Raw genomic sequence first — 21662 nt, forward strand, 5'->3', positions numbered from 1 at the left:
CATTATCCACGCATCCTACTGGCCGCATCGAGATCCAGCGTCTTGAAACGGTGGTTGAGCTGAATCAGCAGCGCCAGCCCCACGCTGGCCTCCGCCGCCGCCAGGGTGATCACCAGCAGGAACATCGCCTGGCCCTCGGGCTGTTGCCAGGCCGTGCCGCCGACGATGAAGGCCAAACCCGCCGCATTGAGCATGACCTCGAGACTCATCAACACGAAGATCATGTTGCGGCGAAACATCAGCCCCGCCAGACCCAGCGCAAACAGGATGGCCGCCAACACCAGGCCATGTTCCATCGGCACACCGCTCATGCGTCTCCCCTCGCGCCCGTTTCCCGATTCGTCGCCGGCTTGTCCGGCGCCATGCGTCCGACGTGCGATGCCGTGACCAGCGCCGCCAGCAGCAGCATCGCCGCCAGTTCGACCACGATCAGCCAGGGACCGAACAGGGTGATGCCCACCATCTTGGCGGTCAGCGTCTCGCCCTGGATCACCAGGCCGATATCGCCGCGCCACAGCGTGGCGATCAACACCAGCAACAGCGCGGCGGCGAGAACCGCCGGGCCCAGCCAGGTACGCGGCTTGAGCCAGGCACGCTCCTGGGCGGCGACCCCCTCGCCAAGATTCAGCATCATCACCACGAACACGAACAGCACCATGATCGCACCCGCATAGACGATGATTTCCAGCGCCCCGGCGAACGGCGCGCCGAGCGAGAAAAACACCATCGCCACGGCGATCAGCGAGACAATCAGATACAGCAGCGCATGCACCGGATTGGCATTGGTGATGACCCCGAGCGTCGCCAGCACGGCAACCAGGCCGCTCAGGTAGAAGGCGATTTCCATTAACGTCCCCTTGGCACTAACCACTCTTTCCCAAACGCGCGGAAGCGTCAGGGCATCAATGTCTTAACATCCTTCGGCGCTTCTTCGTTCTGGGCGCGCCCCTTGTCCTTGCCGGCGATTGACAGTCCGGCCACGCGGTAAAAGTGGTAGTCGTGATCCTTGCCCGGCCCGCTGATTAGCAGGTCTTCCTTCTCGTAAACCAACTCCTGACGGCGGTATTCGCCCATCTCGAAATCCGGCGTCAATTGAATTGCCGAGGTCGGGCAGGCCTCCTCGCACATGCCACAGAAGATGCAGCGCGAAAAGTTGATGCGGAAAAACTCGGGATACCAGCGGCCATCTTCCTTCTCGCCCTTCTGCAGCGAGATACAGGCCACCGGGCAAGCCACCGCGCAAAGGTTGCAGGCCACGCAGCGCTCCTCGCCGTCGGGGTCGCGGGTCAACACGATGCGACCGCGATAGCGCGGCGGCAGGTAAACCTTCTGCTCGGGATAATTGACCGTCTCGCGCTTGCGAAAGGTATGCATGAAGACCATGCCGATCGTACGCAGTTGCGACCAGGTGCCTTTGAACAGCCACATGAGCATGTCAGTCACTCCTTGGTCAGGCGGGACCGGCGAGCAGAATCACCGCGCCGGTCACCAGTAGGTTGATCAGGGTCAGCGGCAGGCAGATCTTCCAGCCGAAGCTCATCACCCGATCGTAACGGGGGCGCGGCAACGACGCGCGCAGCAGGATGAACAACACTAGGAAGATGCCCGTCTTGAGCGCGAACCACACGAACGGCGGCAGCCATGGGCCATGCCAGCCGCCGAAGAATAGCGTCACCAGCAGCGCCGAGATCAGCACCATACCGACGTACTCGCCGATGAAGAACATGCCGAACTTCATGCTCGAGTATTCGACGTGATAGCCGTCGGCCAGCTCCTGCTCGGCTTCCGGCTGGTCGAAGGGATGGCGGTGAGTCACCGCGATACCGGCGATCACGAAGGTACAGAAGCCGAAGAACTGCGGAATGATGAACCACATGCCCTGCTGGGCATCGACGATGTCGCGCATGTTGAACGAACCGGTCGTCGCCACCACGCCCATCAATGCCAGGCCCATGAACACTTCATAGGACAGCGTCTGCGCCGAGGCGCGCATGGCGCCGATCAGCGCGTATTTGTTACCGCTGGCCCAACCGCCGAACAGCACCGCATAGACATTGATGCCGGCCATGGCGAAGAAGAACAGCAGGCCGACGTTCATGTCCGAGACCCCCCAGGTGGGGGTGATCGGGATGATCATGAACGACAGCAGCAGCGAGGCCATGGCGATGCCCGGCGCCAGCACGAACAGGGTGCGGTCGGCGAACGGCGGGATCCAGTCTTCCTTGAAGAAGATCTTGATCATGTCGGCGACCAGTTGCAGCGTGCCGAATGGACCGACGCGATTGGGCCCGTAGCGATCCTGCCACAGCCCCAGCAGGCGCCGCTCGACCACCGTCATCACCGCCCCCAGCAATACCGCCGCCAGCAGAATCACCACGGCCTGCAGCATGGCGACGATCGCCGCCACGACCTGCGGAGTCAGCCAGTTCATGGGCGCTCCTCCCCACCATCCGCACGCTCATCGCGCCCGGAATCGTCGTTGGCGAGAGGACCGGTTTCGGGGCCCTTGCTGTGGGCGCCGGTTTCGGGGCCCATTGCATCAAGGCCGGCTTCGGGGCCTATAAACAGCGAGCCCCAGTCGCCGCTCGAGAACGCCGCGTCGAGTCCCGCCGGCACGCCGACGATGCCCGCCGGCAGCGCCGCATCGAGACGCAGCGGCAAGGCCACGCGCCCGGTGTCGGTCTCCAAAACGAGCGTGGCGCCATCGACGACGTCCAAGCGCTGGGCATCGTCAGCCGACAGAATCAATGCCGCGGGCGCCGCGCGCTCCGAGATCGGCGCCGAGCGCGACGAGGTTTCCTCGCCGCCAAACAGTCGCGGCAACACGACCACTTGCCACTGCCCGTCACGCCGCGCAAAGCTCGAAGGTATCTCGCGGACATAATCGTAGCCACCGGGCAGCGGATGCAGCAGGCGCACGCCCGGGTCGCCGGCGCGTAAGTGACCGCCCACTTCGTCGGTGAACTTGTTCCACGCCTGCGGCGAGTTCCAGCCCGGCGCCCAGGCGAAGGCCACGTCCTTACGCGGACGCTCGAAGCCGTTGTAGCCCTCCATCGAAAAGGTGAAGGGCGTATCGGGATCCTGCGGCGTACGTGGTTCGTCGACGTTCAGGTGAGAGCGCATCGCCGTGCGCCCACTGTAGCGGTGCGGTTCGCGCGCCAGCTTGAGACCCTCCACGCGATAGTCGGAGCCCGGCGCGGCCTCGACGATGCCCGCCAGCGCCGGCGTGCGTCGCGCGCAGTCCAGAGTCACCGCATCGAGAGTAATATCGGAGACATCTTCGCGCAGCATGCCGGCGCGCACGGCATGCAGCCAACGCCAGCTTTCGTGGATACGTGATTCGGGGCGAATGTAGCGTGGATCGAAGACCTGGAAGAAGCGCTGCGCACGGCCCTCCAGGCTGACCAGCGTACCGTCGCCTTCGGCGAAACTGGCCGCCGGCAAGCCCAGGTGGGCGCGATTCCAGGTCGCGGTGCGCTGGTGGTCAAGTACGACAACCACCTCGGCAAGATCAAGCGCCGAGTCGACACGCTCGCGGGGCAGGCGATGATAGAGATCGTTCTCGAGGATCACCACCGCATCGGCCATCTGAGTGTTCAGTTCATCCAGCGCCCACTCCAGCGGTTGGCCACCGAGCAATTCCAGCCCGGTGCTATTGGCCTCGTTGCGCACCAGTATCAGGCCGCCATCGCGGGCCCTGCGCGACAATGCCCGGGCGATATTGCCGGCGGCCTCGATGACCGCCTCCGAGCCCAGCGAGCCACCGCTGATCACCAGCGGACGCCGGGCGGCAAGCAGCGCGCTAGCGATACGCTCGGCCTCGAGGCGCGTGGCCTCGTCGAGATCGGCGACGGCCGGCGCCGCAGCGTCGATGACGTGCGCGATGGCGAAGCCCAGCCGGGCGATATCGTCGGGCGCCAGCGCCCAACTGGCCTCGGCGATGCCATCGAGCCCGGTAGCCGTCGGGTAAGCGACGAACAGTGGGTGGTAGTTGTCCTGACCCAGGGTTTTCACCGCCTCGGCATTCCAGGCCGGAATGCCACGCGCCTCGGCCAACTCCTCGCGCCGGCCCAGCACCGCCTGGCGCACCGACAGGCCGAGCCGCGCCGCGCTCTGGATCAGGTCTTCGCCAAGCACCAGTATGGCGTCGTGCTCCTCGACATCGCGCAGTGTCGGCGTGGGTAGCCCACTTTCCCGGCTCAAGCGCGCCATGCGTTCCAGGCAGGCTTGCTCGCGGGCGACGATGCCGGTCGAGAAATTGGCTGCGCCGACCAGTTCGCGCAGTTGGTGATTGCTTTCGAGGCTGGCGCGCGGCGAGCCGATGCCGATCACCCGGCGGGCACTGCGCAGGACATCGGCGCCACGATCCAGCGCTGCATCGATTTCCAGCGTCATGCTCTCGTCGCTCGCCTGGCTGCGCCACTCGGGGCACCGTGGGCGGTCGTCACGATTGACGTAACCATGACCGAAGCGACCGCGATCGCACAGGAAGTGACGGTTGACCTCGCCATGGTAGCGATTCTCGATGCGCCGGATATCGCCGTAGCGCTCGCCGGGGCTGGTGTTGCAGCCCACCGCGCACTGGTGACAGATGCTCGGCGCGAACTGCAGGTCCCATTTGCGGGTATAGCGATCGGAGTGGGTCTGGTCGGTGAACACGCCGGTCGGGCAGACCTCGGTCAGGTTGCCCGAAAACTCGCTCTCCAGCACGCCGTCCTGGTGGCGACCGAAATACACGTTATCGTTGGCGCCGAAAGCACCGAGATCCTCGCCACCGGCATAATCGTTATAGAAACGCACGCAGCGATAGCAGGTAATGCAACGGTTCATCTCGTGAGCGACGAACGGGCCCAGATACTGATTGCGGTGGGTGCGCTTGCGAAAGCGATAGCGCCGGCGGTCGTGGCCGGTCATTACCGTCATGTCCTGGAGGTGGCAATGGCCGCCTTCCTCGCACACCGGGCAGTCGTGCGGGTGGTTGACCATCAGCCACTCGACGACGCTGGCGCGAAACTCGCGGGCCTCTTCGTCCTCGATGGCGATCCAACTATCGTCGCTGGCCGGCGTCATGCAGGACATGACCAGTTTGCCCTGGGTGTCGTCGGCGTCCTTGTACTGTTTGACCGCGCACTGGCGGCAGGCGCCCACGCTGCCCATCGCCGGATGCCAGCAGAAATAGGGCACATCGAGCCCTAACGACAGGCAGGCCTGAAGCAGGTTGTCCGCGCCGTCGACCTCGTAGGCCCGGCCGTCCACATGAATCGTCGCCATGCCGTTATCTCTCTCCCTGCCGTTGGTTCATCGCTCGGCTCATACTTCACCCACCGGAATCGGATCCTCATGCGCCGCGCCGCGCGGATGCGTGACGCCTCGCTCGAACTCATCGCGGAAATAGCGCAGCGCGCTTTCCAGCGGCATGGCCGCCCCCGGCGCGTGGGCGCAGAAGGTCTTGCCCGGCCCCAGGTCGTTGGCCAATTCCTCGAGCAACTCGATATCGCCCTGCTCGCCTTCGCCGCGTTCCAGCGCACGCAGAATCTTCACCGTCCACGGCAGGCCGTCGCGGCAGGGCGTACACCAACCGCAGGACTCGCGAGCGAAAAACTCTTCGAGATTGCGCGCCAGCGACACCATGCTCTGGTCCTCGTTGACCACGGTCAATAGGCCGGTGCCCATGCGGCTGCCCTGTTCGCCGATGGTGTCGAAGTCGAGCGCCAGTTCGAGATGCTCGGGCAGCAGGAAGCCGGTACTGCCACCGCCGGGCAGCCAGGTCTTCAAGGCACGACCGTCGCGCATGCCGCCGGCGCGCTCGATCAACTCACGGCCGCTGGTGCCGATCGGCAATTCCCACAGGCCGGGGCGATTGACCTTGCCGGAGACGCCATACAGCTTGGTGCCGCCATCGTTACTGAGGCCGCCGGAAAGTCCCTGATACCACTCGGCACCATGACGCAGCACCGCCGGTACGTTGCATAGCGTTTCGACGTTATTGACCACGGTGGGCTTGCCCCAGGCGCCGGACTGGCCCGGGAACGGCGGCTTGGCACGCGGATTGGCGCGCTTGCCTTCCAGCGAGCTGATCAGCGCGGTCTCTTCGCCGCAGATGTAGCGCCCGGCACCGGTATGCAGCGCAATATCGAAATCGAAGCCGCTGCCGGCAATGTCGGCGCCCAGCCAACCGGCGGCGCGAGCTTCGTCCAGCGCCTGCGTTACCGCGCGCGCGGCCTCGATGTACTCGCCACGCAGGAAGATATAGCCGAAGCGCGAATTGTTGGCGTAGCCGCCGAGAATCATACCTTCGATCAGCAGGTGCGGCAGTTGCTCGAGCAGCAGCCGATCCTTGAAGGTGCCGGGTTCCATCTCGTCGGCATTGCAGACGATATAGCCGCGCGGCAGGTCTCCGCCCTGCAGGGTCAGGCTCCACTTCATGCCCGCCGAGAAGCCGGCACCGCCACGCCCGCGCACATTGGCCTGCTTGACGGTGGCGATCACATCCTGCGGCGACTGGCTACCGAGCGTTTGCCTGACGGCGGCGTAGCCGTCCTTGTCGAGGTACTCGTCGAGACCGATCAGGGCGCTGTCTTCACGCAGCCGCCAGGTCAGGGGGTGCGTTTCGGCGCTGCGCTCGGCGGCGCTCTGGTGCAACTGGCAGCGGTAGCGCTGACTTGCCGTCATGGGTAGCCCTCCAGCAGCGAGGCCACGTCATCGATCATCACGGGGCCGTAGGTGTCGTCGCCGATCATCATCGCCGGGCCGCGATCGCAGGCGCCCAGGCAGCACACCGGCAGCAGCGTGAAGCGCCCGTCCGGCGTGGTCTCGCCGAAGCCGATGCCCAAATGCTCCGTCAACGCATCGCGCAGTTGCTCGTAATCGGTGAGAAAGCACGAGCTGCTGTCGCAGACCAGGATCACGTGGCGGCCCACCGGCTGGCGGAAGATCAGACTGTAGAACGTCGCCACGCCCTCGACGCTCGCCGCGCCGATGCCCAGCACGTTGGCGATGGCCGGGATCGCGCCATCCGGCACCCAGCCATGGCGACGCTGAACGATCTTCAGCGCCTCGATACAGGCCGCCTGAGGCTGCTCGTAGTGGTCGCGTTCATGCTCGATGGCATGCAGATCGTCGGCATGCAGGGTGAAGCCGTCGCCATCGCTGGCAATGGCCGAATGCACTTGCGCGCGCACGGTGTCGTTCATAATCAGCGGTCCACGTCGGCCATGACGAAATCGATACTCCCCAGGTGAGCAATCAGGTCCGGCACGAAGCCGCCGCGCATCAGCATCGGAATCTGCTGCAGATGCGGAAAGCTCGGCGTGCGGATACGCGTGCGATAGCTCATGGTGTTGCCGTCACTGGTCAGGTAATAACTGTTGATGCCCTTGGTCGCCTCGATCATCTGCAGCGACTCATTGGGCTTGAGCACCGGCCCCCAGGAAACCTGCAGGAAGTGGGTGATCAGCGTCTCGATGTGCTGCAGCATCTTGTCGCGTGGTGGCGGCGTGGTCAGCGGGTGATCGGCCTTGTAGTCGCCGGCCGGCATGTTGTCGACGCACTGCTGGATGATACGCAGGCTCTGGCGCATCTCATCGATACGCAGCTGACCACGATCGAAGGCGTCGCCGTTGGCGCCCAGCGGTATTTCGAAGTCGAAGTTCTCGTAACCGGAATAGGGGCGCTGCTTGCGCAGGTCGAAATCGCAGCCGGTGGCCCGCAGGTTGGGGCCGGTAACGCCCCAGGCCAACGCCTCCTTGGTGTTGAAGGCGGCGATATGCCGGGTCCGCTCGATAACGATGGCGTTTTCCATCATCACCCGCTCGTATTCGCGCAAGCGCTTGGGCATCCAGTCGAGAAAGCCCTGCATCAGCCGATCCCAGCCATTCGGCAGATCGTGAGCGACGCCGCCAATGCGATACCAGGCCGGGTGCATGCGAAAGCCGGTGATCGCCTCGATCACTTCGTAGGCTTTCTGGCGATCGGTGAAGGTGAAGAACACCGGCGTCATGGCACCCAGGTCCTGCAGGTAGGTACCCAGGAACAGCAGGTGACTATTGATGCGGAACAACTCCGCCATCATCACGCGGATCGTCTCGGCACGCGATGTTACCTGGATACCAGCGAGCTTCTCCGCCGCCAGGATATACGGCAGGTTGTTCATCACCCCGCCGGTATAGTCGATGCGGTCGGTATAGGGGATGAAACTGTGCCAGGACTGGCGCTCGGCCATCTTCTCGGCGCCGCGGTGGTGATAGCCAATATCCGGCACGCAATCGACGATCTCTTCGCCGTCGAGCTGCAATACGATACGAAAAGCGCCGTGCGCCGACGGGTGGTTGGGGCCGAGGTTGAGAAACATGAACTCGGTGTCGTCGTTGCCACGCCGCATGCCCCAGGCCTCGGGGTCGAACTGTAGCGCCTGCTGCTCCTTGTCCTGGCCCTCGACGGTCAGTGTATAGGGATCGAACTCGGTGGCGCGCGCCGGGTAATCCTTGCGTAGTGGATGGCCGTGCCAGGTCGGCGGCATCAGAATTCGCGCCAGGTGCGGGTGACCGCGAAAGTCGATCCCGAACATGTCCCAGACTTCACGCTCGTACCAGTTGGCGTTGGGATACAGCGAAACGATGCTGGGCAGCGCCAGATCACCCTCGGCGAGCGCCACCTTAAGCATCACGTCGCGATTGCGGCTGACCGAGAGTAGATGATAGAACACCGTGAAGTCGGCATCGGGCAGCCCATGGCGCTGGCCACGCAAGCGCTCGTCGAGCGCCGAAAGATCGAACAGCATCTCGAAGGGCTGCGGCATATTGCGCAAGAAGCCGATGACATCGGTCAGCGCCTCACGCGCCACCCACAGCACCGGCAAGCCGGTCAGCGTATCCTGCTCCCTGATGGCCTGGTCGCCGAAATGCTGCTTGAGTGCCTCGACCACGGGGTCGGCGCTGGCCCCGGTTGTCGACGAATCGGATCTCGGTGTGGCGACGCTCATGGACGTGGATGAACTCTTGGGCGATGAATGGGTAAACGATACTACCGGCTCGGATACTGCGCGCGTTGACGACCGGCCATCTCAGTGGCTGGTCGCCTCGGGCTCAAACGCTATCGGGCGTACGCAACTCAGTGGCCTGGATGCGCTGCTCGCGCATTTTTTCACGCTGCGATGGCATTTCGGCACGGTAGACACCCTGGTCGCCGACCACCCAGGACAACGGCCGGCGCTCCTCCTGAATCGAGTCCTGCAATAACTGCAGGCCCTGCAGGAACGCCTCGGGGCGCGGCGGACAGCCCGGGATGTAGACATCCACCGGCAGGAACTTGTCGACTCCCTGCACCACCGAGTAGATGTCGTACATGCCGCCGGAATTGGCGCACGAGCCCATCGAGATGACCCATTTGGGCTCAAGCATCTGATCGTAGAGCTGCTGGATGACAGGGGCCATCTTGATGAAACAGGTGCCGGCGATGACCATGAAGTCCGCCTGGCGCGGCGAGGCGCGAATAACCTCGGCGCCGAAGCGGGCGATGTCGTGGGGCGCGGTGAAGGCGGTGGTCATCTCCACGTAACAGCACGACAAGCCGAAGTTGTAGGGCCACAGCGAATTCTTACGCCCCCAGTTGACCGCCGAATTGAGGACTTCATCGAGCTTGCCGGTGAAGACGTTGCGATGAACCTGTTGCTTCATCGGGTCTTCGGCGCGCTGGCGTTCACTCAGCGGATAGCGGGCATTGTCCGCGGCAACGGCATCATCCGTGGCACGCGTCAAGGTGTAAGCCATGTAGCCTCCAGCACAAGCGTAATCGGTAACTCACCGCGGCCATCGGCTGCGGTGGTATCAGATGCTATCGTCCACTCGCACACGCCGTTTGGGTGCCCAGTCCAGGGCACCGACACGGCTATCGTAGACCAGACCGGCAAGCAGAATGAAAATGAATATCGCCGCGCCCCAGAAACCGCTCCAACCCACTTCACGAACGGCAACCGACCAGGCGAACAGGAAAACGGCTTCGATATCGAAGATCACGAACAGCATCGCGACCAGATAGAATTTGACGGAGAATCGCTGGCGGGCACTACCGGCGCCGATAATGCCCGACTCGAAGGGCAGGGACTTGCTGCGTCCGCGACTACGCCCACCCAGTAGGCTGGCGGCACCGATCATGAAAACGCAAAGGGTAACGACAGCGGCAACGAATAGCCCAACGGCCCAGTACTCGGCGATCAGCGCTGTAGCGTTCTGATTCATGGACTCCCTCGTCATACCAGAAACCCAATCGCGATCCGGAATGTCAGGTACCGGCCGCGACTGAAGCGAGCTAGCAAGCCGCTTCGCTCACTAACGACCCGACAATGATAAAAGATCGGCGTGGGTTTGTCATAGTCCGATAGTTGAGGGATTCAACACATTGGCACTAGCCAATCGCATTGATACAGCGTAATGCTCTGCCCGATAGCGTCGATCCAAGCGCATTTATCAGCGGAAGTCCGAAAACGCACTCGACATGGCCTCGGGCCATGGACTGATTTAGTCTGTGCTATCTTCCGGCAGCCAAGACCCGATTCGCGATGACAAGCTCTCCACGCATTCCCAACGTCCTGACCATCGCCGGCTCCGACCCGTCGGGTGGCGCCGGTCTTCAGGCCGACCTGAAGACCTTTTCGGCACTCGGCGCCTACGGTGCCAGCGTGATCACCGCACTGACCGCGCAGAGCACGCGTGGCGTCACCGGCGTGCACCCCGTGCCCGCGGATTTCATCGCCGCCCAGCTCGACACCCTGCTCGACGACGTCGCCATCGACGCCGTGAAGATCGGCATGGTCGCCAGCCGCGAGGTGGCACTGACGATTCGCGATGCCTTCGCTCGCCAGCGCCCGCGCTGGATCGTGCTCGACCCGGTGATGGTCGCCAAGAGCGGTGATATCCTGGTCGATGATGCCGGCATCCGCGCGGTGCGCGAGATTCTGGTTCCGCTGGCCGACCTGATCACCCCCAACCTGCCCGAAGCCGCGGTATTGCTAGACGCCCCCACGGCCCGCGATCCCGATGCCATGCAAGCCATGCTACCGGCACTGCGCGCGCTCGGCGCGCCCAACGTGCTACTCAAGGGCGGCCACCTGAGTGGCGAGCGCTGTCCCGACCTGCTGACCACCGTCGAGGGCAACTGCTGGCTCGAGGCCGAGCGCGTGGCCACCGACAACCTGCACGGCACCGGCTGCACGCTGTCCTCGGCGATTGCCGCCAATCTGGCGCGTGGCGACACGCTGGTCGAGGCCGTGCAGCGCGCCAAGGTGTGGCTCGGCCAGGCGCTCCACGCCAGTGAACGTCTCAGCGTCGGCAAGGGCCATGGCCCGGTGCATCACTTCCACGCCTGGTGGTAGTCGCTCGGTAAACTTGCAGCTAACTTGCAGGACGGCGCGGCGCTGACCATGCTTGAGTAGGATTCATTGCCGAACCGCCCCATGGCCGCTGCCCATGAACAAGAGAGATGCCGTCATGCCCCGGACGCTGCTGTTCGCTTGCGACCTGTCCGCCGAGAATCGCGCCGCCTTCGCCAGAGCCATTCGCCTGGCGGTCGATAACGGTGCCCGTCTCGATGTGCTGCATGTTCTCGATCCCCACTTGCCGCATCAGGCATTGCGCGACCTCGAAAGCGCCGTGGTCGCCGAGATGGAGCGCATGATGCTCGACCTGCGCGAGGACTACGCCCTGCCGGCGCCGGAGACGTTGATCCAGACGGTCACCGGAGCTCCCTACGCCGAGATCATCCGCGAAGCCCATGAGCGCGACGCAGACTTGATCGTGCTCGGCGCCCACCGTAAGCGCGGCCAGCCGGAACTGGTCGGCGGCACGACCTTGGCCCGCGTACTACGTGGCGCGCCCTGCCCGGTATTATCGGCCAGCCACCCGGCCAACCAGGACTGGCAGGACGTGCTGGTTCCAGTGGATTTCTCGTTGGCTTGTCGACATACCCTGCGCCAGACTCTGAAGCGCTTTCCCGAAGCGCGCCTGACACTACTGCATGCCTGGGACATTCCCGGCGAGCAGGAGCTCGGCTCCGACAGCGGCTACGCGCGTTGGCGCGACCGCGAGGTCGAACGCCTGCGCCAGCAGCTGGAGCAGGAGGTCGAGTCGGTCATGGCCGAGCTGGGCGATGTCCCCGAACTGGAGCTGGAGCTGGAGCAGGGCGATCCCGGCGAGGTGCTGCTCGACCGCCTGCGCCACCAACCACCGGATCTGTTGGCGCTGAGCAGTCATGCCCAACTGGGGCGTCACGGGCACCTCACCCAGCGCCTACTCGCCGAGCCTCATTGCGACCTGATGGTGTGCCGCGCCTGGTAGGCAGAACCCGTCGATCGTGCTGAATAAGCTACCCCGGCTGCCGAACGGATAAGCGACGCCTCAAGTGTGTCGCCAAGCGTGCTATAGTCGCTATTCCTGCAGTTTGCCAGTTCGGCCCGACGATAGAGCATTTCATGAACCCGATCGTTCACGACAACACTGTGGCTCGATGGCTGCTGGTCCTGGTACTGGCCGCTGGCGTGTATTTCTTCATCGGTTTCCTGGTACCGCTGTTGGCCGCGCTGATCGTGGGTTTCGCCAGTTGGCCGCTCTATCGGCGCCTGCATCGCCTGTGCCTGGGGAGCAACGTGCTGGCCGCCAGCATCGCCCTGATCATCATCATCGTCGGGCTGGTGGTACCGATCTCGCTGGCCTTCTCCTTTGCCCTTCAGGAGTTGAAAGGCTGGATCGAATGGCTGTTGGTGGCCAACCGGGTCGGCATCCCCACCCCGGAGTGGATATCGGCGCTGCCCGGCGTCGGCGAGTGGCTCTCCCTTCAATGGCAGGAATATCTCAGCGAACCCAACGCCCTGAGCTCCGTCGTCGATATCTTCAGCGGCGATCACATCGGCGATATTTCGCGCTGGCTGTTGGCGTTCAGCGGTGGCGCTTTCAGTTTGCTGCTGGCTATCGTGTTCATGCTGATCAGCCTGTTCTTCATTTACAAGGACGGTGCGCGCCTGGCAGGGCAGCTCGATATCGTCGGCGAGCGGATTCTACCCGCACGCTGGAAGCGTTTCTCGCGCGTGGTGCCCGCCACGGTGAGCTCCACGGTGGTCGGGATGGGCTTGATCGCCATGGGCGAAGGCGTCGTACTCGGCACCGCCTATTGGATTGCCGGCGTGCCGTCGCCCGTCGTGCTGGGCGTGCTGACGGCGTTCATGGCGCTGATTCCCGGCGGCGCGCCGCTCACGTTTACGCTCGTTTCGCTCTATCTGCTGGGTTCCGGCGAACTGGCCGCGGCGCTGGGACTATTTGCCTGGGGCACGACGGAGCTGTTCATCGTCGACAAGACACTGCGTCCCAGGCTGGTCGGCGGCCCGATCAAGCTGCCCTTCCTGCCGACCTTTTTCGGACTGATCGGCGGCGTCAAGACGATGGGCATCATCGGTCTTTTCGTCGGTCCCGTGCTCATGGCCCTGCTGGTCGCGATCTGGCACGAATGGCTGCACGATGCCGATCTGGAAACGGCGCGTGACGAGAAGATCGCCAACGCATCGGAAGCCGCTGGCAAAACCAACGAGAAAGACAGCAGCAAGGACAGCCATCCAGCCTGAAAACCCTTGCCACCATGGCTTTTCGCCCCCCTCTAGCGGTTATCGCTTCTCCTTTATCATTCAACGTCCAATAACGACGACGCGCTCTCATTCACTTTTTTCAGGTAACGCCGATGCCCCATGAAACCTCGCTTATCGCCACCGTTGCCTACGCTTTCGGCCTCGCGTTGGTGTTGGGGTTTGTCGCCGAACGCGCGCGTCTGCCGGCGCTGGTCGGCTATCTGCTGGCGGGCATCGTGATCGGACCGGCTACGCCGGGCTACGTGGCGGATGTCGGTGCCGCCAAGCAACTGGCCGAACTCGGCGTCATGCTGCTGATGTTCGGTGTCGGGCTGCACTTCTCGCTGGCCGACCTGCTCTCCGTCAGGCGTATTGCCGTACCGGGTTCGATCGCCCATATGGCCATCGCCACCCTGCTGGGGGTGGCCGTGGCATGGCTATGGGACTGGAACCTGGGTGGCGGTCTGATCTTCGGCCTGGCGCTGTCGGTAGCCAGCACCGTGGTGTTGTTGAGGGTTCTCGAGGCCCGCGGCGTGCTGGAGTCCATGAACGGACGTATCGCCGTGGGCTGGCTGATCGTGCAGGACCTGGTCATGGTGCTGGTACTGGTATTGCTGCCGCCGCTAGCGGCCATGCTGGGTGGCGAGACGAATACCGTCACAGGCGATACCTCGTTATGGCTGACCCTCGGCGTGACGCTACTGCAGGTCGGCCTGTTCATTGCATTGATGCTGGTGGTCGGTAAGCGCTTACTGCCCTGGCTGCTGTGGCAGGTCGCGCGTACCGGCTCACGCGAGCTGTTCACGCTGTCGATAATCGCCGCCGCGATCGGCATCGCGTTCGGCGCGGCGAAGCTATTCGGCATCTCCTTCGCACTGGGCGCCTTCTTCGCCGGCATGGTGATGCGCGAGTCGAAATTCAGCCATCGCGCCGCCGAGGAGTCGCTGCCTCTGCGTGACGCCTTCGCCGTGCTGTTCTTCGTCTCGGTGGGCATGCTGTTCGATCCCATGGTGCTGATCGAGGAGCCGCTGCGCGTGCTGGCTGTCGTGGCGATTATCGTGATTGGCAAATCGGTTGCCGCGGCAACGCTGATTCTGGCCTTCCGCTACCCGCTGAACACCGCCTTCACGGTCGCCGCCAGCCAGGCGCAGATCGGCGAGTTCTCGTTCATCCTGGCCGGCCTGGGCATGACGCTCGGATTGCTGCCCGAAGAGGGCAATAGCCTGATCCTGGCCGGGGCACTGATCTCGATCGCGCTCAACCCCATGTTGTTCGCCCTCATCGAACCGCTGCGCAGCCGAGTGCTGGCGAGTTCGAGCCTGGCCCGCAAGCTGGAACAGCGCCAGGACCCCTTTGCCGAATTGCCGATGACCACCGAGGACAAGTACCTGGAAGGGCAAGTGGTGCTGGTCGGCTACGGCCGGGTCGGTAGCCGCATCGGCGCTGCGTTGCGCGAGAGCGACATTCCCTTCGTGGTGGCGGAACAGAACCGCGAACAGGTGGAGAGACTGCGCAAGCAAGGCATCGCGGCGGTGTCCGGCGATGCCAGCGATCCGGCGGTACTGATCCAGGCGCATGTCGCGCGCGCCGCCATGCTGGTCATCGCCATTCCCGATACGCTCAATGTGCGCCAGATGATAGAGACGGCACGCACGCTGAACCCGACCATCGAGGTGGCCGTACGCACGCATAGCGAGGACGAAGCCGCGTTGCTGGTCAAGGAGGCCCACGGTCAGGTGTTCTTTGGCGAGGAAGAGCTCGCCAAGGGCATGCTGCGCCACATCCTGATGCGCTTTACCCCGCCCGCCGATCGAACCCCCGAGGCCACGGGCGGTCACAACGGATGACCTTTCCTCCAACGTTCGAGACCCCCATGCAAGCACTCACTCGTCCGAGAACGTGGGGCGCCGCCCTCGCTCTGGCCTATGCTCTTTCGTTGAGCCCGACGGCAGTGGCCCAGGAAATCCCTACGATCATCGACGTCGAAGGGGTCAATTTCGACACCCGGCTCGATATCGACGGCCGCAGCTACGAGTTGCTCGGCAGCGGCTTGTTCACGTACATGATCTGGGATGCCTATGTCGGCGCCTATTATCAGGCCAGCGGCTTTCCGCGCCCGGCACCGCTGGGCGACGTACCACGCCACCTGGTGCTGGAATATTTCCATGCCATCGAGGCCGAGGATTTCGCCGATACCACGCGCCAGGGCGTCGCCCGGAATGTCGACGATGCCCAACTCGCAGCGCTATCGGCCCCGTTGCGGGCGTTCAATGCAAGCTATCGCGATGTCGCGCCCGGCGATCGCTATGCGTTGACCTGGACCGGCGACGAACTGCGCCTGAGCTATAACGGCGAGGTGATCCACCGCAGCGACAGCCAGGCGCTGGCCTCGGCACTGTTCGCCATCTGGTTGGGCGACGACCCGGCCCAGGAAAGCTTCAAGCAGGACCTGCTTGGCAGAAGCCGTTAGCGTTTTCGGTAAGAGCCGTTAGCGTTTTCTGGTCGCCTCGGCGGCACGCAGTTCCTCGTCGAGAACATTCAGGATTTGCTTGCCGCGCTCGCCGGCCTGCTCAATGTAGACGTCGCGAGCCACCAGGCTGCGCTCACGGAACATGGCGCGCTGTTCATCGCTCAGCCTGATGAGCTTGATATCGCTGCTTTGCTTGATGCTCTCCAGGCGCCGGCGGTTGATCTCGGCCTGCTGCTCGAAGATATAGCGACGCAAGCCGTTGGTGACTTCGTCCAGCATCGCCTGGCGCTCTTCCGGCAAGTCTTCATAGAAGGCGTCGTTGGCAACCAGCGTGGTGATGAACTGCGCCGACCTGGCGAGGATCAGGTAATCCTGGACCTCGTGAAAGCCCATCTCCTCGATGGCGAATAGCGGGTTCACCTGGGCATCGATCTGTTCGAGCTCAAGACCCGAGTAGACCTGTGCGTAGGGCAGCGTGGCCGGATCGGCGCCGTAGGCGCGGTAGGTTTCAACCAGCACCGGTGACGGCATGGTGCGAATTTCCAGCCCCTGCATATCGGTTGGTGTCTCGATCGAGCGGTTAGCGGTCCATGCCATCCAGCCTTCGGAAATGACGCTCAGCAATTGCAGGTTCTGCTCACTGTAAGCCGCCTGCAGTAGCGCCGTGGCCCGGGTATTACCCAGGACCCGCTGGTTGACGCGCGTGTCGTCCGAGAACAGGAAGTGCAGGCTAAAGACGCCGACTTCGGGAATCGTCGGGGCCAGGTGTCCGGGCGACGCGAAGGCGAATTGCACGCCACCCTCGCGGATCAGCTCGGTCAACTGCGATGATGTGCCCAGCGTGCCGTAGGGGTAGATTTCAACCGTGACCTCGCCGCCTGAGCGCTCCTCGATGCGCCGCTTGAATTCCTCGGCATAGATATCCTGAATGCTGCCGTCGATTTCTTCGAGCGCAAAACGCCAGGTTCCGGCTTGAGCCACGCCGGTGGTCACGGCGACGGCAATAATGGCAATCAGGCCGGCTTTTTTTAACATGGCTGTTATCCTTTTCGCGTTGCAGCCACCGTTATGACAACTCGCTCGGCGGCATTGCAATAGTCCATTCGCTAAAGACCTGATAATAGATCAGCCTCAAGAAGGCGTCTGGGCGACTCCCGCCATGGGCACAAACATCCGATTATGGAACGGTTTCATGCGAGCATTGATTCAACGGGTACGCCGCGCCAGCGTGGAAGTCGACGGGCGCACGATCGGCAGTATCGACCAGGGCCTGCTGGCCCTGATTGGCATTGAAAAAGGCGACGACGAGGCGCGCGCCGACAAGTTGCTGCACAAGCTGCTGCGCTATCGGGTATTCGCCGATAGCGAAGACAAGATGAATCTCGATCTACGCCAGATCGAAGGTGGCTTGCTGCTGGTTTCACAGTTCACGCTGGCCGCCGATACCCGCAAGGGTTTGCGACCGGGCTTTTCCAGCGCCGCGCCCCCCGCCGAGGGCGAGCGCCTGTTCGGCTACCTGCTCGAACGCGCCACTGAAGCATGGCCCTATGTCGCCAGTGGCGCGTTCGGCGCCAACATGCAGGTCAGTCTGATCAACGACGGGCCGGTCACCTTTCTGCTGGAAACTTAATCGGGATTGAGCACCGCCTTGAGAAATTCCTGAGTACGTGCCTCCTTGGGTGCCTTGAACAACTCCTCCGGCGTGCCCTGCTCCTTGATCTTGCCCTTGTCGAAGAAGCACACGCGATCGGATATCTGCTGCGCGAAGTGCATTTCATGCGTGACCAGCAGCATGGTCAGGTCGTGCTCCTTGGCCAGGCGGCGAATGACATTCAATACTTCGCCGACCAGCTCGGGGTCGAGCGCCGAGGTCGGCTCGTCGAACAGCATGATCCTGGGTCGCATGGCCAGCGCACGGGCGATCCCCACGCGCTGCTGCTGACCGCCGGAAAGCTGATGCGGATACTTGTCTTTCTGATCGCTCAAGCCGACCAGATCGAGCAACTCCTCGCCACGCTGGCGCACATCGGCCTTGGACATGCCCAGCACGCGAACCGGCGCCTCGGTCAGGTTGCGCAGCACCGTCATGTGGGGAAACAGGTTGAACTGCTGAAAGACCATGCCCATCTGGTTGCGCATCTTGCGCAGGTGGGCCTCACTGGCCTCGTGGAGCTTACCATTGCGCGACTCGTGCCAGAGCGGCTCGCCACCGATGTAGACCACGCCTTCATTGATCTTCTCGAGCGTCATCAAGACACGTAGCACCGTCGACTTGCCCGACCCCGAGGGGCCGATGATGGTCACCTTTTCGCCCTGCTCGACCTGGAAATCCAATTCGTCGAGCACGGTCAGGTCGCCGAAGCGCTTGACGACCTTGTCGAATTTGATAATCGGTTCACTCATTTCAGTGACAGGCCTCGCTTGGGTAGATGAACGTCGATATAGCGCACACCGGACGACGCCAACAAGGTGAGAATCAGGTACAGCCCGCCGACCATCGACAGCGGAATCAGGTAATTGAAGGTTCGATCGCCGATGATCGTCGCCACATTGAGCATCTCGAGCACCGTGACCACCGATAGCACCGGTACATCCTTCATGATCGATACCAGATAATTGCCCAATGCCGGGATGATGCGCGGTATGGCCTGCGGCAGAATCACATGGGTGAAGGTGCGCGGTGACGGCAGATTCAACGCGCGTGCCGCCTCATGCTGGCCCTTGGCGACCGCCTCGAGCCCGGCGCGATAGACCTCCGATGTGTAGGCGCTGTACTGCACGCCCAGGGCCAGCGCGCCGGTCAAAAACGCCGGCAGTACGATGCCGTAGTCGGGTAATACGTAATACAGGAAGAATAGCTGGACCAGCAGCGGCGTATCGCGGATGAACTCGGTGATCGCCTTGGCCGGCCAGGATATGAGGCGCGTCGGAGCGCTCTTCAGGGTGGCCAGAACCAGCCCCAGAATCAACGCGATGAAGAACCCCAGGACCGTCGCCTGGATAGTCACCCACAACCCGATCAGCAGGATTGGCAGGATCGAGAGCGCGAAGGCCAGATTGCTACTGGTGTCCCATTCGATGCCAAAGAACATTCGCCTACCTCCCTGCCGCACGCCAGCGCCCGACGAAGCGCTCGAGCCATTTCATCAACGCCATGAGCACCAGCGCCATGCCGAAATACATGAACAGCACCAAGGTGTAGACCGTGGTGCTGTCCTGGGTGTAGTTGCGGATATGCTCGGCACGAAACGCCAGATCGCTAAGACTGATCAGCGACACCAGCGCGGTATCCTTGAGGTTTTGCACCGCAAGGTTGCCGAAGGTCGGCATCATCTCGGGAATTGCCTGAGGCAGGGAGATGCGCCATAAGGTCTGGCGCGGCGTAAAGTTGAGCGCCTTGGCCGCTTCGTACTGCTCATGTGCCACGGACTGGATGGCGCCACGCACCACTTCAGCGCCGTAGGAGCCGATATTCAACCCCAGTGCCGCGACGCCCACCACCACCGGCGGGAAGCGCAAATCGATGCCGATCGCCTGCCCGACCAGCGGCAGGGCGAAATACAGCCAGAACAACTGAACCAGCAGCGACGTACCGCGAAATATTTCGATGTACGCAACCGACACACTCTTGATGAGAATGTTTGGCGAAAGTTTACCGATGCCACAGGCGAAGGCCAGAATGGCGCCAAGTATGGTCGAGTAGATGGTAATTTGTACCGTTACCCATGCCCCTTCCAGCAATGGAGCAAGATAGCTTGTCCATTCCATGTACCGATCTCCAACACTGACATACTGGAGCTTGGGTCAAGCGCCCTGACTCGCGCCCTGGCGCGAACAAAGCCGTATTCGACCCATGAGAGAAGCGCGGGCCGGCTCTAGAGCCGGCCTCGCTTACCGTAGGCCCCGTACCATGCGACGCTCAACAGGACTCGAGACGGTCACTCGGCGGAGCACAGCTCCTCGGTGGTACGTTTGAAGGAGGCTTCGATATCGGTCTCGGAGAAGCCGTAGCTGGACAGGATCTCTTTCCATTCGTCGGTTTTCTTGAACTCGACGAGGTGTTTGTTGAAAGCGTCGCGCAGTTCCTCGGAGTCGCTGGCGAAGGCGAAAGCGCCCCAGCTACGCACTTCCTCGCCACCGATCACCGGGTCCTCGAACTGCTCGACGATCTGGACTTCATCGCTCTTGTTGGCCAGCTCGCTGGCGGTCATGCCCGTCGCGGCGTAGGCAGCGGCGCGCCCGGTCGACACCGTGGAGATGGCATCGGCGTTACTGGAGATGGTGACCATATTGGACTGCGGAACGCCCAGCTCCTGCAGCATCTCGAGCTGGTCGGCGCCGGCCATGATCGCGACCTTCATGTCGCCCTCGGCGAAATCCGAGTAGGCATGAATGTCCTGGGGGTTGCCGGCCTTGACCAGCAGACCCTCACCGTAGGTCGAATTGGGCACCGAGTAGATCACCGACTCACAGCGCTGGGGCAGGACGGCCATTTCAGCGGCGACGATATCGAAGCGGTCGGCTCGCAGGCCCGGAATCAACGAACTGAAGTTGGTGACTTCCCATTGGATATTGTCGATACCCATGGCCTCGACGACATGTTTGGCGACCTCGGGGCCCGGGCCCTTGGCCTCACCGCTCATATCCATGTAGCCGTAAGGAATCTCGTTGGCTATGGCGATGCGGACCGTGCCTTTGTTTTTGATCTCTTCGAGGGACGCAGCATTGGCGACGCCCAACGTGAGGCAGGATAGTGCAGCAGTGGTGGCGAGCAGAGTTACGCCCTTCTTGATATTATAGCGCATCGTCTTGACTCTCTTCGTTGCGTAAGGTTTGTCTATTTACTATAGGCCCAATTCTGGGTGGACCTGTCATGCTCCGGTCAGTGTTCCATTAAACGCAGATGGCGACCATCGCGATAATTTCTGTAATGGCGTCGATCGCTACGAAATTCTTCTGAAAAAAAGCTGCCCAACGGCAGCTTTGACAATTCACACAGGGCTCGCAAGGCATCACTTGGGATGCCATTTATCATCGTCGCCTTTCTTGTATTTGCTCTTCACGGCGGCCCAAGCCACGCGGTGCGCCGCCTCCTCGCGAGACTCATGGCCGCGCCGATCATCGGGATTACTGTACTCGTCCCAAGCACTGTTGAAGGCTTCCTGATAGATTTCCTGGGCGTGCTGGGGCAGTACGTTGCGAACGTTGTCGGGTAGCTCGTCGCGGTTGTCGTAGGGCATGGGAACCTCCTGTTCGCCGGAAATTTCTCCTACACGGGCAGTCTAGTCGGCTCCGGTTCTCGCGCCTAATCAAGCCCCTGGTATTGATAAGCCATCGCCTTGCCGCCAATGAACTGCGCCTGAATGAAGCGTTGCTCATTGCCCCACCGGCAGTTGTCGAGCATCACCGCCCCGGCGCATTCGCTGGGCTCGCCCAGTATCGACTCGACGTCGTCGCGGGTCATGCCGACCGCCAGGCGCTCGTAGTTATCCAGCGTCAACCGGGCGTCGCTGCAACCCATCAGCCCGACGGCGACTGTCAGTGCCGCCAGTATCATTCGCCCTGCTCGCTTCATGCTTCACTCCT

At 62.7% G+C, this 21662-nt stretch carries 23 protein-coding genes; 6 read left to right on the forward strand and 17 right to left on the reverse strand.

The window, feature by feature from the left end:
- Positions 1-2: 2 nt before the first annotated feature.
- The 10 genes from nuoK to ndhC all read right to left on the reverse strand — a co-directional run bounded on the left by nuoK (position 3) and on the right by ndhC (position 10235).
- The gene (nuoK, locus tag BLR92_RS13825; protein ID WP_089729558.1) at positions 3-311 is read right to left on the reverse strand and encodes an NADH-quinone oxidoreductase subunit NuoK; all 309 of its coding nucleotides are present in this window, start codon (positions 309-311) and stop codon (positions 3-5) included.
- Complete coding sequence (gene nuoJ, locus BLR92_RS13830) at positions 308-847, reverse strand: NADH-quinone oxidoreductase subunit J (protein ID WP_089729560.1); 540 nt, start codon at positions 845-847, stop codon at positions 308-310. Before nuoJ ends, nuoK begins: the two co-directional genes overlap by 4 nt.
- Before the next feature lie 47 nt (positions 848-894).
- Positions 895-1434, reverse strand: coding sequence for an NADH-quinone oxidoreductase subunit NuoI (nuoI, locus tag BLR92_RS13835; protein ID WP_089729562.1), 540 nt, complete (start codon positions 1432-1434; stop codon positions 895-897).
- Positions 1435-1450: 16 nt separating this feature from the next.
- Positions 1451-2431 (reverse strand): NADH-quinone oxidoreductase subunit NuoH, encoded by a 981-nt coding sequence (gene nuoH, locus BLR92_RS13840; protein ID WP_089729565.1) that lies wholly within the window; start codon positions 2429-2431, stop codon positions 1451-1453.
- Complete coding sequence (gene nuoG / locus BLR92_RS13845; protein ID WP_089729568.1) at positions 2428-5271, reverse strand: NADH-quinone oxidoreductase subunit NuoG; 2844 nt, start codon at positions 5269-5271, stop codon at positions 2428-2430. Before nuoG ends, nuoH begins: the two co-directional genes overlap by 4 nt.
- Positions 5272-5310: 39 nt before the next feature.
- Complete coding sequence (nuoF, locus tag BLR92_RS13850) at positions 5311-6672, reverse strand: NADH-quinone oxidoreductase subunit NuoF (RefSeq protein ID WP_089729570.1); 1362 nt, start codon at positions 6670-6672, stop codon at positions 5311-5313.
- Positions 6669-7193 carry an NADH-quinone oxidoreductase subunit NuoE gene (gene nuoE, locus BLR92_RS13855; RefSeq protein WP_089729571.1) on the reverse strand — a complete coding sequence of 175 codons (525 nt, stop codon included), beginning with the start codon at positions 7191-7193 and terminating at the stop codon, positions 6669-6671. The genes nuoF and nuoE overlap by 4 nt, the downstream gene beginning before the upstream one ends.
- Before the next feature lie 2 nt (positions 7194-7195).
- Complete coding sequence (nuoC, locus tag BLR92_RS13860; RefSeq protein WP_089729572.1) at positions 7196-8980, reverse strand: NADH-quinone oxidoreductase subunit C/D; 1785 nt, start codon at positions 8978-8980, stop codon at positions 7196-7198.
- A 103-nt stretch (positions 8981-9083) separates the two neighbouring features.
- Complete coding sequence (locus BLR92_RS13865; protein ID WP_089729573.1) at positions 9084-9767, reverse strand: NuoB/complex I 20 kDa subunit family protein; 684 nt, start codon at positions 9765-9767, stop codon at positions 9084-9086.
- A gap of 57 nt (positions 9768-9824) precedes the next feature.
- A complete protein-coding gene (gene ndhC, locus BLR92_RS13870) occupies positions 9825-10235 on the reverse strand; it encodes an NADH-quinone oxidoreductase subunit A (protein WP_089729575.1) in 411 nt (136 codons plus the stop codon).
- Between the two features lie 320 nt (positions 10236-10555).
- Between ndhC and thiD the strand changes: the two genes are divergently transcribed.
- The 5 genes from thiD to BLR92_RS13895 all read left to right on the forward strand — a co-directional run bounded on the left by thiD (position 10556) and on the right by BLR92_RS13895 (position 16076).
- Positions 10556-11368 (forward strand): bifunctional hydroxymethylpyrimidine kinase/phosphomethylpyrimidine kinase, encoded by an 813-nt coding sequence (thiD, locus tag BLR92_RS13875; RefSeq protein WP_089729577.1) that lies wholly within the window; start codon positions 10556-10558, stop codon positions 11366-11368.
- A gap of 115 nt (positions 11369-11483) precedes the next feature.
- Complete coding sequence (locus tag BLR92_RS13880) at positions 11484-12329, forward strand: universal stress protein (protein ID WP_089729744.1); 846 nt, start codon at positions 11484-11486, stop codon at positions 12327-12329.
- Between the two features lie 134 nt (positions 12330-12463).
- A complete protein-coding gene (locus BLR92_RS13885; RefSeq protein ID WP_089729580.1) occupies positions 12464-13606 on the forward strand; it encodes an AI-2E family transporter in 1143 nt (380 codons plus the stop codon).
- A 113-nt stretch (positions 13607-13719) separates the two neighbouring features.
- Positions 13720-15453 (forward strand): cation:proton antiporter domain-containing protein, encoded by a 1734-nt coding sequence (ybaL, locus tag BLR92_RS13890; RefSeq protein ID WP_089729582.1) that lies wholly within the window; start codon positions 13720-13722, stop codon positions 15451-15453.
- Between the two features lie 26 nt (positions 15454-15479).
- Positions 15480-16076, forward strand: a complete 597-nt coding sequence (locus BLR92_RS13895) for a chalcone isomerase family protein (RefSeq protein WP_175488820.1) — start codon at positions 15480-15482, stop codon at positions 16074-16076.
- Positions 16077-16094: 18 nt separating this feature from the next.
- Here BLR92_RS13895 and BLR92_RS13900 read toward each other — a convergent pair whose 3' ends face one another.
- Positions 16095-17111 carry a TRAP transporter substrate-binding protein gene (locus tag BLR92_RS13900; RefSeq protein WP_089729586.1) on the reverse strand — a complete coding sequence of 339 codons (1017 nt, stop codon included), beginning with the start codon at positions 17109-17111 and terminating at the stop codon, positions 16095-16097.
- A 157-nt stretch (positions 17112-17268) separates the two neighbouring features.
- On the opposite strand from BLR92_RS13900, the gene dtd reads away from it, so the two are divergent.
- On the forward strand, positions 17269-17706 hold the full coding sequence (gene dtd, locus BLR92_RS13905) for a D-aminoacyl-tRNA deacylase (protein ID WP_089729589.1): 438 nt from the start codon (positions 17269-17271) through the stop codon (positions 17704-17706).
- Here the strand turns inward: dtd and ehuA are convergent.
- The 6 genes from ehuA to bamE form a co-directional block, all read right to left on the reverse strand.
- Complete coding sequence (gene ehuA, locus BLR92_RS13910) at positions 17703-18479, reverse strand: ectoine/hydroxyectoine ABC transporter ATP-binding protein EhuA (RefSeq protein ID WP_089729593.1); 777 nt, start codon at positions 18477-18479, stop codon at positions 17703-17705. The genes dtd and ehuA overlap by 4 nt on opposite strands.
- Entirely contained in the window at positions 18476-19168 is a 693-nt protein-coding gene (ehuD, locus tag BLR92_RS13915) for an ectoine/hydroxyectoine ABC transporter permease subunit EhuD (RefSeq protein ID WP_089729596.1), read from the reverse strand. Before ehuD ends, ehuA begins: the two co-directional genes overlap by 4 nt.
- A gap of 4 nt (positions 19169-19172) precedes the next feature.
- Entirely contained in the window at positions 19173-19844 is a 672-nt protein-coding gene (gene ehuC, locus BLR92_RS13920) for an ectoine/hydroxyectoine ABC transporter permease subunit EhuC (protein WP_089729598.1), read from the reverse strand.
- Positions 19845-20014: 170 nt separating this feature from the next.
- Positions 20015-20881 carry an ectoine/hydroxyectoine ABC transporter substrate-binding protein EhuB gene (ehuB, locus tag BLR92_RS13925; RefSeq protein ID WP_089729599.1) on the reverse strand — a complete coding sequence of 289 codons (867 nt, stop codon included), beginning with the start codon at positions 20879-20881 and terminating at the stop codon, positions 20015-20017.
- A gap of 207 nt (positions 20882-21088) precedes the next feature.
- Positions 21089-21316 carry a putative cation transport regulator ChaB gene (chaB, locus tag BLR92_RS13930; protein WP_089729601.1) on the reverse strand — a complete coding sequence of 76 codons (228 nt, stop codon included), beginning with the start codon at positions 21314-21316 and terminating at the stop codon, positions 21089-21091.
- Between the two features lie 65 nt (positions 21317-21381).
- A complete protein-coding gene (gene bamE / locus BLR92_RS13935; protein WP_089729602.1) occupies positions 21382-21651 on the reverse strand; it encodes an outer membrane protein assembly factor BamE domain-containing protein in 270 nt (89 codons plus the stop codon).
- Positions 21652-21662: the final 11 nt, after the last annotated feature.

The sequence above is a fragment of the Modicisalibacter muralis genome, from assembly GCF_900102945.1.
Lineage (GTDB): Bacteria > Pseudomonadota > Gammaproteobacteria > Pseudomonadales > Halomonadaceae > Modicisalibacter > Modicisalibacter muralis.